Here is a 12,400-nt window from a genome sequence, read left to right on the forward strand (position 1 = left end):
GTCTGATGAGTGTTCGCTGTTTAGCTTTTTTGCTTGTGTTTATCGCCATGGGCGCACAGGCCGGTGCGCCGCGCACCTTCAACGAAGCCAAGAAAGTCGCCTGGAAACTCTACGCACCGCAATCCACCGAGTTCTACTGTGGCTGCAAATACACCGGCAATCGCGTGAACCTGGCCGCCTGCGGTTATGTACCGCGCAAGAATGCCAGCCGCGCCGCCCGCATTGAATGGGAACATATTGTCCCGGCGTGGCAGATCGGCCATCAGCGACAATGCTGGCAACAAGGTGGTCGCAAGAACTGCACCCGCTATGACCCGGTCTATCAACGGGCCGAGGCCGACCTGCACAACCTGGTGCCGAGCATCGGGGAAGTGAACGGTGATCGCAGCAATTTCAGTTTCGGCTGGTTGCCGGTGCAGAAGGGTCAGTACGGCTCATGCCTGACCCAAGTGGATTTCAAGGCCAAGAAGGTCATGCCCCGCCCTTCTATCCGAGGGATGATCGCCCGGACCTATTTCTACATGAGCAAGCAATATGGCCTGCGCCTCTCGAAACAGGACCGGCGCCTGTATGAAGCCTGGGACAAGACCTACCCGGTCGAAAGCTGGGAGCGTCAGCGCAACCAGAGCGTGGCATGCGTCATGGGCCGTGGGAACGAGTTCGTGGGGCCGGTGAATTTGAAGGCCTGCGGCTGACCTCGCATTCGTGAACAGCACAAAACCCACTGTGGGAGCGAGCTTGCTCGCGATAGGGGCATGTCAGTCAACATCGACATTGGCTGATCCACCGCTATCGCGAGCAAGCTCGCTCCCACAGGCTTTGTGGTTTGGCTGACTTGTTTGTGCTGCCCGATTACTGGGCCGTCGGGTAATCCACCACCAACGTCTCGATGTTGCGTTTTTTCGCCCGGACCAGGGCAGCCGTCACCTGTTCCTGCTTGGCTTCGGCCTCGGCCTTGGAACTGAAAGGGCCGACCAGGACGCGCACCTGGCCGTTTTCCCGCACCACGTTCGACATGAAGCTGTGTTCGATGAGCCAACCGGTCAGGTCGCTGACTGCTTGCGGCGTCTCGCCGCGAACCTCGACGGCCCACTGCGGGGCGGCAGCGGCGGCCGGTGCGGAGGTCGCTACGGGTTTGGGCTTCGGTGCTTCGATGTCACGCCCTTCACCGCATCCTGCCAGCACCAATACCGCGATAACCCAAGCCAATTTGCGCACAACGTTTCCCCCGGAAGACATGAGGCACGGATTTTAGCACCCGTGACCGTCAAGATCGCCGCAAACAATGCTCAAAACACGAGAATCCTGCCCGGCGTCTCTGTATAGTCGCACCCTGGGAATTAATGCAGCATCTGCACGTCAGAAAGAGGCACCCACATTGTGACACTTAGCACTAATCTATAAGCAGTACCGACATCTGCACTGTCTGAATCAGGTGCCCTATAAAGCAATCAAGGAGAACACCATGCTGATACTCACCCGCAAAGTCGGTGAAAGCATAAACATTGGTGACGACATCACGATCACCATTCTGGGCGTAAGCGGCCAACAGGTCCGGATCGGCATCAACGCCCCGAAAAACGTTGCGGTGCATCGCGAAGAGATTTACCAGCGTATTCAGGCGGGCCTCACTGCCCCCGACAAGCCGCAAACTCCCTGAGCCTTGCTGCAGTCCGTAGCCAGCCCGTTTGCATCGTCGCAATGGCTGGCTAAAGATTCTGGTCGACCGTACCTCACCCTGCCCCCGCCTTTTTTCGTCCAGCCCGTTGAACCGATACTAATGACATGGCGCTTAGCATGGCTGTCAGACGTTTCGTTTTAATGATGACGAAGCAGGCGTTCGCGGTCGGTCAACCCAGGCTCACGCCGCGCGCCATGCCCGTGGCGGCGATCACCATCAAGATCAGCAACAAAGCTTCAATGTGGCTGATCCGTGCAAACCGGCCGGCTTTCGAAGGATCGATCGCAGCCCCTTTGCCCAGGGCCATCCGCCATTTGATCAGGGCGATCATTGGCGCGATCTCAAGCAACAGGATCAGCAGGAACAAAGTCATCTTCAGGTGAAACAGCGGTTGGTGCAGGTAATAATCCGTGCCTTTTTCGTACCCGCCAAACGCCCGCATCCCCCCCGTCACCAACAACACCAGCGCCGACAGGCCCCACAGGTTGTCAGCAACCAAGACACTCCGAACCGCATCCACACCGCTCGCCAGTCGTCGCAGTGCCGTGCCGCGCGTCAGCACCGCCCAGAACCCGAGGGCGAAGGCCAGCAGATGAATTGCCGCGAGAGACCAATGAGCCAACATGGAAGAACCCTGCCAGAGAGAACGTCGAATCGACCTGACAGTACTAGCTCATAAAAGAATGATTGCCAGGGTTGGCATGCAAAAAACTGTGGGAGCGGGCTTGCTCGCGAATGCGGTGTGTCAGTCAACAAATCACTAACTGATACACCGCATTCGCGAGCAAGCCCGCTCCCACAGGGGGTATTGCGAACGCTAAAAGATCTTAGTCCGCCAGACGCCAGGTCGTGCCGCCCTTCCCATCCTCCAGCACCACGCCCATGGCGGTGAGCTGGTCGCGGATACGGTCGGATTCGGCCCAATCCTTGTTGGCGCGCGCAGTCAGGCGCGCCTGGATCAACGTCTCGACTTCGGCGGCGTCCACCCGGCCTTCGGCACCGGCCTGCAGGAAGTCATCGGCTTCGAGCTGCAACACACCCAGTACGCTGGCCAGTTCTTTCAGGCGAGCCGCCAGACCGGCCGCTGCATTGAGATCACTCTCACGCAGGCGGTTGATCTCACGCACCATTTCGAACAGCACCGCGCACGCTTCCGGCGTGCCGAAGTCGTCGTTCATCACTTCGGTGAAACGCGCCACGAACGCTTCGCCACCAGCGGCCGGCACGTTCGGCAGGCCCTTCAACGCGTGATAGAAACGCTCCAGGGCACCCTTGGCGTCCTTGAGGTTGTCTTCCGAGTAGTTGATAGCGCTGCGGTAGTGGCTCGACACCAGCAGGTAACGCACGACTTCCGGGTGGTACTTGTCGAGCACGTCGCGGATGGTGAAGAAGTTGTTCAAGGACTTGGACATCTTCTCGCCATTGATCCGGATCATGCCGCAATGCATCCACGCGTTGGCGTAGGTCTTGCCGGTGGCCGCTTCGCTCTGGGCGATTTCGTTTTCGTGGTGCGGGAACTCCAGGTCGCTGCCGCCGCCATGAATGTCGAAGGTCTCGCCCAGGCAGCAGGTGGACATCACCGAGCATTCGATGTGCCAGCCCGGACGCCCGGCGCCCCACGGCGACGCCCAGCTCGGCTCACCCGGCTTGGCGCCCTTCCACAGCACGAAGTCCAGCGGGTCTTCTTTCGACTCGTCGACTTCGATACGCGCGCCGATGCGCAGGTCTTCGATCTTCTTGCGCGACAGCTTGCCGTAGCCCATGAACTTGGCGACGCGGTAGTACACGTCGCCATTGCCCGGTGCGTAGGCGTAGCCCTTGTCGATCAAGGTCTGGATCATGCTCAGCATGCCAGGGATGTGGTCCGTGGCACGAGGTTCCAGGTCCGGCTTGCGGATATTGAGGCGCGCCTCATCCTCGTGCATGGCCTTGATCATGCGCTCGGTCAGCGCATCGTAAGGCTCGCCGTTTTCGCGGGCACGGTTGATGATCTTGTCTTCGATGTCGGTGATGTTGCGCACGTAGGTCAGGTCATAACCGCTGAACCGCAGCCAGCGGGTCACCAGGTCGAAGGCGACCATGCTGCGGCCATGACCAATGTGGCAGTAGTCGTACACGGTCATGCCGCAGACGTACATGCGGACCTTGTTGCCATCCAGCGGCTTGAAGACTTCTTTGCTCTTGGTGAGCGTGTTGTAGATCGTAAGCACAGGGTTTCCCTTAAGACTTGATCACTGACCCCAGGAATCGCGCAAGGTCACGGTACGGTTGAATACCGGAGCACCGGGTTTCGAGTCCTTGATATCCGCGCAGAAGTAACCTTCGCGCTCGAACTGGAAACGGTCTTCCGGCTGTGCGTTGCCCAGCGAAGGCTCGGCACGACAACCAGTGAGTACTTGCAGGGAGTCAGGGTTGATGTTGTCCAGGAAGCTGGCGCTGTCTTCGGCCTTTTCCGGGTTCGGCGAACGGAACAGGCGATCGTACAGGCGCACTTCGCACTCGACGCTGGCGGCGGCCGGCACCCAGTGGATCACGCCCTTGACCTTGCGACCTTCCGGATTCTTGCCCAGGGTGTCGGGATCGTACGAGCAACGCAGTTCGACGATGTTGCCGTCGGCGTCCTTGATGGCCTCGTCGGCGCGGATCACGTAGCTGCCACGCAGGCGCACTTCGCCGGTAGGCTCCAGGCGCTTGTAGCCTTTTGGCGGCTCTTCCATGAAGTCATCACGGTCGATGTAGATTTCCCGGGCAAACGGCAGGACGCGCACGCCCATGTCTTCTTTCGGGTGGCGCGGCAGCTCGAGGTTCTCGACCTGGCCTTCCGGGTAGTTGGTGATCACCACTTTCAGCGGACGCAGCACGCACATGGCGCGCGGGGCGCTGTGGTCGAGGTCGTCACGGATGCTGAATTCCAGCATGCCGAAGTCCACCACGCCGTCGGAACGGTTGGTGCCGACCATTTCGCAGAAATTGCGGATCGACTTGGGCGTGTAGCCACGACGACGGAAGCCCGACAGCGTCGACATGCGCGGGTCATCCCAGCCGTTGACGTGCTTCTCGTCCACCAGTTGCTTGAGCTTGCGCTTGCTGGTGATGGTGTAGTTCAGGTTCAGGCGGCTGAATTCGTACTGGCGCGGGTTGGCCGGCACCGGCAGGTGCTCGAGGAACCATTCGTACAACGGACGATGGCTTTCGAATTCCAGGGTGCAGATCGAGTGGGTAATGCCTTCGATGGCGTCCGACTGACCGTGGGTGAAGTCATAGTTGGGGTAGATGCACCATTTGTCGCCGGTCTGGTGGTGATGGGCATGACGGATGCGGTACATGATCGGGTCGCGCAGGTTCATGTTCGGCGAAGCCATGTCGATCTTGGCGCGCAGCACCCGAGCGCCGTCCGGGAACTCACCGGCGCGCATGCGGGCGAACAGGTCCAGGTTCTCTTCCACGCTGCGGTCACGGAACGGGCTGTTCTTGCCCGGCTCGGTCAGGCTGCCACGGTATTCCTTGGCCTGCTCGGGGGTCAGGTCGCACACGTAGGCGTTGCCGGCCTTGATCAGTTCCACGGCCCAGTCGTGCAACTGGTCGAAATATTGCGAGGCGTAGCGCACCTCACCGGACCATTGGAAACCCAGCCACTTGACGTCGCTTTCGATCGCGTCGATGTATTCCTGGTCTTCCTTGGCCGGGTTGGTGTCGTCGAAACGCAGGTGCGTGACGCCACCGAACTCCTGGGCCAGGCCGAAATTCACGCAGATCGACTTGGCATGGCCGATGTGCAGGTAGCCGTTGGGTTCTGGCGGGAAGCGAGTGACGATCTGTGTGTGCTTACCCGAGTCCAGGTCCGCCTGGATGATCGGGCGCAGGAAGTTGACCGGCACGGCCGGGCCGGTCTTGGAATTCGAGGTAGGGTCGACAGTGGGCTTGCTCATAGGATCCTTGAACAGACAAGTGCGCGGCCGGGTACGGCCTGATAAATCAAAGCCCGTATCATAGCCGATGCTGTCAAGCACCTGACAGGCCAGGCCGGCAAACGATTGAATTTAATCGACGACCAGATGAAAAACAGCCTCGAAATTCGTGCCCGGCACGCTAAACTGCCCTGCCTGGCCGATTACAGCCAGACCGGTTGCGGGCAGTGAAGCCCCGAAACCCACGAATTCCTTGAAAGAGTACCGATCATGAGCAAAGTCAAACTGACCACCAACCACGGTGACATCGTTCTGCAACTGAACGCCGAGAAGGCGCCGCTGACCGTGGCCAACTTCATCGAATACGTCAACGCCGGCCACTACGAAAACACCGTGTTCCACCGCGTCATCGGCAACTTCATGATCCAGGGCGGCGGTTTCGAGCCAGGCATGAAGGAAAAGAAAGACAAGCGCCCAAGCATCCAGAACGAAGCTGACAACGGCCTGCCGAACAAAAAGTACAGCGTTGCCATGGCCCGTACCATGGAGCCGCATTCGGCCTCCGCGCAGTTCTTCATCAACGTGGCGGACAACAGCTTCCTGAACCACAGCGGCAAAACCACCCAGGGCTGGGGCTATGCGGTGTTCGGTGAAGTGATCGAAGGCACCGACGTAGTCGACAAGATCAAAGGCGTTTCCACCACGTCCAAGGCCGGCCACCAGGACGTCCCGGCAGAAGACGTGATCATCGAGAAAGCCGAGATCGTTGAGTGATATTGCTGATTTCAGACTTGCATCTGGAAGAGGAGCGCCCGGACATCAGCCGGGCGTTTCTGGATTTACTCGCCACACGCGCCCGCTCGGCGCAAGCGTTGTACATTCTGGGCGACTTTTTCGAAGCCTGGATCGGCGACGATGCCATGACGCCGTTCCAGCGTTCCATCTGCCAGGCCCTGCGCGACTTGAGCGACAGCGGCACGGCCATCTTCCTGATGCACGGCAATCGCGACTTCATGCTGGGGCAGGCCTTTTGCAAGGCGGCCGGCTGCACCCTGCTCAAGGACCCGAGTGTCGTGCAGTTCAATGGCGAGCCGGTGCTGCTGATGCACGGCGACAGTCTCTGCACCCGCGACGAAGGCTACATGAAGCTGCGGCGCTGGCTGCGCAACCCGGTCACGCTGTTCGTCCTGCGGCACCTGCCGCTGGGCAGCCGGCAGAAACTGGCGCGCAAACTGCGCAACGAAAGCCGCACGCAGACACGCATGAAAGCCAATGACATCGTCGACGTCACGCCCGAAGAGATCCCGCGGATCATGCAGCAATACGGCGTGAAGACCTTGATCCACGGCCACACCCACCGCCCCGCCATCCACAAGCTGCAACTGGGCGAACACGCCGCCCGGCGCATCGTGCTGGGGGATTGGGACAAGCAAGGCTGGGCGTTGCAGGTGGATGAACAAGGGTTTGCGTTGGCGCCATTTGGGTTCGGTAATGCGCAGTTGGCGTTGCCAAGCACCTAAAGCCCGCAGATCTCCTTTGTGGGCGCGAGCCTGTGGGAGCAAAGCTTGCTCGCGATGAACGATGACACGGTCTTGCAGTTGAACCATGTCGCCTGCATCGCGGGCAAGCCTTGCTCCCACAGGTACGCTCCCGCAGGGTGTTGTGTGTGGATCAGTGCCCCGCCGATGCAGGCCCCGCCTTCGCCGCAAACGGCGGCTTCGCCAGCCACACCAGCACGATCAACCCCATGAACGCCCACCCCAGCAGCGTGAAGTAATCCACGGTGGAGAGCATGTATGCCTGGCTGTTGAGGACCTGCTCAAGCCGGGCATAAGCCGGGGCACTCGCGCCACCGAGTTGGTTGAGTGCTTCGCGGGTGGCCGGCTCGAAAGTGCTGATGCTTTCGCTCAGGTAGGCGTGATGCTGGTCGGCCCGGCGGATCCAGATCCAGGTGGTCAGGGACGCGGCAAAGCTGCCGCCCAGGGTCCGCAGGAACGTCGCCAGCCCCGCGCCGTCGGCAATCTGGTGCGGCGGCAGGTCCGACATCAGAATGCTCAGGGTCGGCATGAAGAACAGCGCCACGCCGATGCCCATGAACAACTGCACCATCGCAATGTGCTGGAAATCCACCTCATTGGTAAACCCGGCGCGCATGAAGCAGCTCAGGCCCATGGCCAGGAACGCCAGCCCGGCCAACACACGCAGGTCGAACCGGTGGGCGTACTTGCCGACGAAGGGTGACATCAGCACCGGCAGGATGCCGATGGGCGCCACCGCCAGCCCGGCCCAGGTCGCGGTGTAGCCCATCTGGGTCTGCAACCACTGCGGCAGGATCAGGTTGATGCCGAAGAACCCGGCATAGCCCCCCACCAACACAATGGTACCGATGCGAAAGTTGCGATAGGCGAACAGGCGGAGATTGACCACCGGGTGGCGGTCGGTCATTTCCCAGATCACGAACACCGCCAGGGCAATGATCGAAATCAGCGCACCGCTAATGATGAAATTCGATTCGAACCAGTCCAGGTCGTTGCCTTTGTCGAGAATCACCTGGAGCGCGCCGACGCCGATGATCAGCGTGATCAACCCCACGTAGTCCATTGGTTGATGGCTGGTGACCACCGGTCGCGCCTTGAGCTGCTGTTGCACGACCATCGCCGCGAAGACGCCGATGGGTACGTTGATGAAGAAAATCCACGGCCAGCTATAGCTGTCGGTGATCCAGCCACCGAGGATCGGCCCGGCAATCGGCGCCACCACCGTGACCATCGCCAGCAACGCCAGGGCCATGCCGCGCCTGGCCGGCGGGTACACGGCTATCAGCAAGGTCTGGGTCATCGGATACAACGGCCCGGCCACCAGCCCTTGAAGTACGCGAAAGCCAATCAGCTCCGGCATCGAGGTGGAAATACCGCACAAGAACGACGCGAGCACGAACAGCATCGTCGCCCACAAAAACAGCTTCACCTCGCCAAACCGCCGGCTCAACCAGCCGGTGAGCGGCAAGGCGATGGCGTTGCTCACCGCGAACGAGGTAATCACCCAAGTGCCCTGCTCCGAGCTCACGCCCAGGTTGCCGGAAATGGTCGGCAAGGCGACGTTGGCAATGGTGGTGTCGAGCACCTGCATGAACGTCGCCAGCGACAGCCCGATGGTGCTGAGCAACAGGCTGGGCGGCGTGAAAGACGCGTTATTGCTCATTGCGAGAATCCTATGAAGCGAAGGTGGCGAAATCCCTTGGGACAAGACCCAACCCCTGTGGGTGCAAGATCCTTAAACCCTGTGGGAGCAAGGCTGTGTGGGAGCAAAGCTTGCTCGCGAAACAGGCGATGCGGTCTTTCAGAAATCAAGGTGACTGTTTCGCGGGCAAGCCTTGCTCCCACAGGGTCTTGCTCCCACACAGCCTTGCTCCCACAGATTTCAGAGGCTGGCCTGCAATTGCGATCAGCGCTGCGCGGTCTTGCTGGCCACCGCGCTGTTGTCATGGATCAGGCGGGCGATCATCGCGTCGGCATCGGCCAACTGCCGGTCGTAGACCTGGGTACTGAACGAGGCTTTCTGCGGTGGCTGCTGGGCCAGTACCGGGCCGCTCTGGTCGTGCAGGTCGACGTTGACCAGGGTCGACAGGCCAATGCGCAGCGGATGCTTGGCCAGCTCCTGGGCATTGATGTGAATGCGCACCGGCACCCGCTGGACGATCTTGATCCAGTTACCGGTGGCGTTCTGCGCCGGCAGCAAGGCAAACGCGCTGCCGGTCCCGGCGCCGAGGCTGTCGATGGTGCCGCTGTACTTCACATCGCTGCCGTACAGGTCGGCTTCGATGTCCACCGGCTGGCCGATGCGCATGTCGCGCAGTTGGGTTTCCTTGAAGTTGGCGTCGATCCACAGCTGATCCAGCGGGATCACCGCCATCAACGCCGTGCCCGGCTGCACCCGCTGGCCGAGTTGCACGGTGCGCTTGGCGACATAACCGGTGACCGGTGCGATCAAGGTACTGCGGGCGTTGGCCAGGAAGGCCTGGCGCAGTTGCGCGGCGGCGGACTGCACGTCGGGATGGGACGACACCACGGTATCGTCCACCAAGGCGCTGGTGGTCTTGAGCTGTTGCCGGGCATTGGCCAAGGCGTTCTGCGCCGAGGTCAGGTCATCGCGGGCGTGAGACAGTTCCTCCTTGGAAATCGCCCCGCCGGCCGCCAGGTTCTTGCGTCGGCTGTAGTTTTCCTGGGCCTTCTGCACTTCGGCCTCTTGCGCATTGACCTGCGCCCGCATGCCATCGACATTGCTGTACAAACCACGCACCTGGCGCACGGTCCGGGCCAGGTTGGCCTGGGCACTTTGCAGCCCGACTTCGGCGTCGTTCGGGTCGAACTGCACCAGCACCTGGCCTTCACGCACCAGGTCGCCGTCGTCGGCCCCGATGCTCACCACGGTGCCGGTGACCAGCGGCGTGATTTCCACTACGTTGCCGTTCACATAGGCATCGTCGGTGCTTTCGCTCCAGCGACCATACAGTTCGTACCAGGCCCAGACGCCCAGGCCCGAAAGAATGACCAGCAGCGTCAGTGTCAGCAGCATGACCTTGCGCTTGCGTGGGTGGCTGTCTTGCGCATGTTCGGATTGAGTCGTTTCGGCAGTCGCCATGACAAGTACCTCGAATCAGTTATTTGGCGTGGTAGCGGCCGGGGTGGCCGCTGCCAGGGTCTGGGCGTCGAAACCGCCGCCCAGGGCCTGCATCAGTTGGATCGACAAATCGATCTGGTCGGCATTCAGGTTCGCCAGTTGGCGCTGGGCCTGGAGCAATTGCTGCTCGATGCTCAACACGTCCAGGTAATTACCGATGCCCGAGCCGTAGCGCTGGACCACCGTGTCGTAGGAGCTCTGTGCGATATCGGTGGCATGTTGCTGGGCGCCGATCTGGCGAGCGATGTCACGCAATTGGTTGATGGTGTCGCTGACATCCCCAAGGGCCGTGACCAGGCTCTTGTTGTACTGCGCCACCGCCAGGTCGTAATCGGCGTCCCGGGCATCCAGGTCCGCCCGCAAGCGGCCGCCATCGAAGATCGGCAGCGACACCGTCGGCCCCACATTGAAGAAGCGGCTGGCCGAACCGAACATCGCATCGCCCAGCAACGACCGGGTTCCGGCGGCTGCGCTCAAGTTGAGATTGGGGTAGAAGTTGGTCTTGCCGGCCTCGATATCCTTGCTCGCCGCCTCGACCCGCCAACGTGCCGCGACCAGGTCCGGACGCCGCCCCAGCAACTCGGCCGGCAGGTTCGACGGCAAGGCGACCGCGCTGGCTTGCAGCACGTTGGGCCGGGCGATTTCATTGCCGCGGTCCGGGCCTTTGCCCAGCAGCACCGCCAGGGCGATCTTGGCGCTTTGCAGGCGTTTCTCCGCGTCGATCAGGGTTGCATCGGCGCTGGCTTCCAGGCTTTCGGTCTGCTGGAATTGATATTCGCTGTCGATCCCGGCAGTGAGGCGGCGCTTGCCCAGGTCGAGCATCTGCCGGGTGCGCTTGAGGTCCTCGGCGGCCAGGTCATGAATAATGTGGGCCTGGCCCAGGTCGCTGTAGGCCCGGGCCACGTCGGCGGCCAGGGTCAGTTGCGCGGCCTGGCGATCGATCTCGGCGGCGCGGGCCTGGCCGAGGGCGGCTTCCCAGGCGGCACGCTGGCCACCCCAGAGGTCGAAGTTGTAATTGAAGTCCACACCTAACGTGCGCAAGGTGCTGTACGCCCCGCCCTGCCCTTGCGGGTCCTGGTCACGGGACAGGCGCGAACGGCTGGCGCCGCCGCTGGCATCCAGGGTCGGCAGGCGCGCCGCGTTGGCGGCGTAGGCGGCGGCACTGGCCTGATGCACCCGGGCACTGGCGATCTGCATGTCCGGGCTATCGCGCAGGGCTTCACGGATCAGGCCGTCGAGTTGCGGGTCGCCAAGGCTTTTCCACCAATCGCTTTTTGGCCACGCGGCCGGAGACAGCGTGACACCGTTCAGGGATTGCCCGGCCTTGAGGCTCTGGGCCTCGAGGCTCACGCCTTCGGTCTTCAGGCCGCTGTAGCTGGCACAGCCCGCCAGGCTCATGGCCAAGACCACCAGGCTTAATCGGGTACGCAAGGTTTTACGCTTCATTTTCCCCCCATTCGCGACACGGCGATGGGATCACCGGCGGCGAGCAGAATTTTCTTGAGAATCTGTTCGAGGGTTTGCAGCTCCTCGGGGCTGATGGCGCAGGCCAACTGGTTCATGGCCTCGGCGCCGATAAACGGCAGGCGATCGGCGAGGGCCTGGCCGGCTTCGGTCAGCACCAGGCGCACTTGCCGGCGGTCCTGGGCGGAGCGTTCACGGGCCAGGAAACCTTTCTGCTCCAGGCGATCGAGCATCCGCGTCATCGAGCCGCTGTCCAGGGACAGGTAGCGACACAGCTCGGCCGGCGTCTCGATGCCGTACTGGGCCATGATGATCAACACCTTGAACTGCGCGGCGGTGATGCCGACGGGTTCCATGTGGGTGTCGATGATCCGGTCCTTGAGCAGCGCGGTACGGCCGAGCAGCATGCCGAGATGGCAGTTGTGAAAGTTGTCTGGGGTGAAATGCTTCATCTGACCACCGTTTGCTGCCTAGGCAGTGAATGTATGTCGAGATATTACTGCTTAGGCAGCGAATGTCAATCAAATAGTTAGCTTGCTATTCACATAAAGTGTGTGGGAGCTGGTCCTGTGGGAGCAAGGCTTGCCCGCGATAGCATCACCTCGGTTTGACTGATAGACCGAGTTGCCTATATCGCGGGCAAGCCTTGCTCCCACAAAAGCTCAGC

At 61.3% G+C, this 12,400-nt stretch carries 12 protein-coding genes; 4 read left to right on the top strand and 8 right to left on the bottom strand.

Going from position 1 to position 12,400, the window contains the following annotated elements; all coding sequences use genetic code 11:
- The first annotated feature begins 5 nt into the window (after positions 1-5).
- Positions 6-695 carry an endonuclease gene (locus AD662_RS18700; RefSeq protein ID WP_053180560.1) on the top strand — a complete coding sequence of 230 codons (690 nt, stop codon included), beginning with the start codon at positions 6-8 and terminating at the stop codon, positions 693-695.
- A gap of 157 nt (positions 696-852) precedes the next feature.
- On the opposite strand, the gene AD662_RS18705 is transcribed toward AD662_RS18700, so the two are convergent.
- Positions 853-1,218: an SPOR domain-containing protein gene (locus AD662_RS18705; RefSeq protein ID WP_024617931.1), complete on the bottom strand. Its 366-nt coding sequence runs from the start codon at positions 1,216-1,218 to the stop codon at positions 853-855.
- A gap of 247 nt (positions 1,219-1,465) precedes the next feature.
- On the opposite strand from AD662_RS18705, the gene csrA reads away from it, so the two are divergent.
- Positions 1,466-1,660, top strand: coding sequence for a carbon storage regulator CsrA (gene csrA / locus AD662_RS18710; protein ID WP_003179932.1), 195 nt, complete (start codon positions 1,466-1,468; stop codon positions 1,658-1,660).
- A gap of 190 nt (positions 1,661-1,850) precedes the next feature.
- On the opposite strand, the gene AD662_RS18715 is transcribed toward csrA, so the two are convergent.
- The 3 genes from AD662_RS18715 to AD662_RS18725 all read right to left on the bottom strand — a co-directional run bounded on the left by AD662_RS18715 (position 1,851) and on the right by AD662_RS18725 (position 5,610).
- Positions 1,851-2,306 carry a DUF2214 family protein gene (locus tag AD662_RS18715; RefSeq protein ID WP_018608906.1) on the bottom strand — a complete coding sequence of 152 codons (456 nt, stop codon included), beginning with the start codon at positions 2,304-2,306 and terminating at the stop codon, positions 1,851-1,853.
- Positions 2,307-2,508: 202 nt separating this feature from the next.
- Positions 2,509-3,891 (bottom strand): cysteine--tRNA ligase, encoded by a 1,383-nt coding sequence (gene cysS, locus AD662_RS18720; RefSeq protein ID WP_018608904.1) that lies wholly within the window; start codon positions 3,889-3,891, stop codon positions 2,509-2,511.
- 21 nt (positions 3,892-3,912) lie between these two features.
- Positions 3,913-5,610: a glutamine--tRNA ligase/YqeY domain fusion protein gene (locus AD662_RS18725; RefSeq protein WP_018608902.1), complete on the bottom strand. Its 1,698-nt coding sequence runs from the start codon at positions 5,608-5,610 to the stop codon at positions 3,913-3,915.
- Positions 5,611-5,859: 249 nt separating this feature from the next.
- On the opposite strand from AD662_RS18725, the gene AD662_RS18730 reads away from it, so the two are divergent.
- Together AD662_RS18730 and AD662_RS18735 are read left to right on the top strand one after the other, a co-directional pair.
- On the top strand, positions 5,860-6,363 hold the full coding sequence (locus AD662_RS18730) for a peptidylprolyl isomerase (protein WP_018608900.1): 504 nt from the start codon (positions 5,860-5,862) through the stop codon (positions 6,361-6,363).
- On the top strand, positions 6,360-7,109 hold the full coding sequence (locus AD662_RS18735) for a UDP-2,3-diacylglucosamine diphosphatase (protein ID WP_053189365.1): 750 nt from the start codon (positions 6,360-6,362) through the stop codon (positions 7,107-7,109). Before AD662_RS18730 ends, AD662_RS18735 begins: the two co-directional genes overlap by 4 nt.
- A gap of 151 nt (positions 7,110-7,260) precedes the next feature.
- Here AD662_RS18735 and AD662_RS18740 read toward each other — a convergent pair whose 3' ends face one another.
- The 4 genes from AD662_RS18740 to AD662_RS18755 all read right to left on the bottom strand — a co-directional run bounded on the left by AD662_RS18740 (position 7,261) and on the right by AD662_RS18755 (position 12,185).
- The gene (locus AD662_RS18740) at positions 7,261-8,790 is read right to left on the bottom strand and encodes a DHA2 family efflux MFS transporter permease subunit (RefSeq protein ID WP_053189367.1); all 1,530 of its coding nucleotides are present in this window, start codon (positions 8,788-8,790) and stop codon (positions 7,261-7,263) included.
- 243 nt (positions 8,791-9,033) lie between these two features.
- Positions 9,034-10,230 carry an HlyD/EmrA/EmrK family protein gene (locus AD662_RS18745; RefSeq protein ID WP_024617937.1) on the bottom strand — a complete coding sequence of 399 codons (1,197 nt, stop codon included), beginning with the start codon at positions 10,228-10,230 and terminating at the stop codon, positions 9,034-9,036.
- Between the two features lie 15 nt (positions 10,231-10,245).
- Positions 10,246-11,715 carry an efflux transporter outer membrane subunit gene (locus tag AD662_RS18750; RefSeq protein ID WP_053189369.1) on the bottom strand — a complete coding sequence of 490 codons (1,470 nt, stop codon included), beginning with the start codon at positions 11,713-11,715 and terminating at the stop codon, positions 10,246-10,248.
- On the bottom strand, positions 11,712-12,185 hold the full coding sequence (locus tag AD662_RS18755) for a MarR family winged helix-turn-helix transcriptional regulator (protein WP_018607095.1): 474 nt from the start codon (positions 12,183-12,185) through the stop codon (positions 11,712-11,714). Before AD662_RS18755 ends, AD662_RS18750 begins: the two co-directional genes overlap by 4 nt.
- Between the last annotated feature and the right edge of the window lie 215 nt (positions 12,186-12,400).

This window comes from Pseudomonas kilonensis (assembly GCF_001269885.1).
GTDB lineage: Bacteria > Pseudomonadota > Gammaproteobacteria > Pseudomonadales > Pseudomonadaceae > Aquipseudomonas > Aquipseudomonas kilonensis.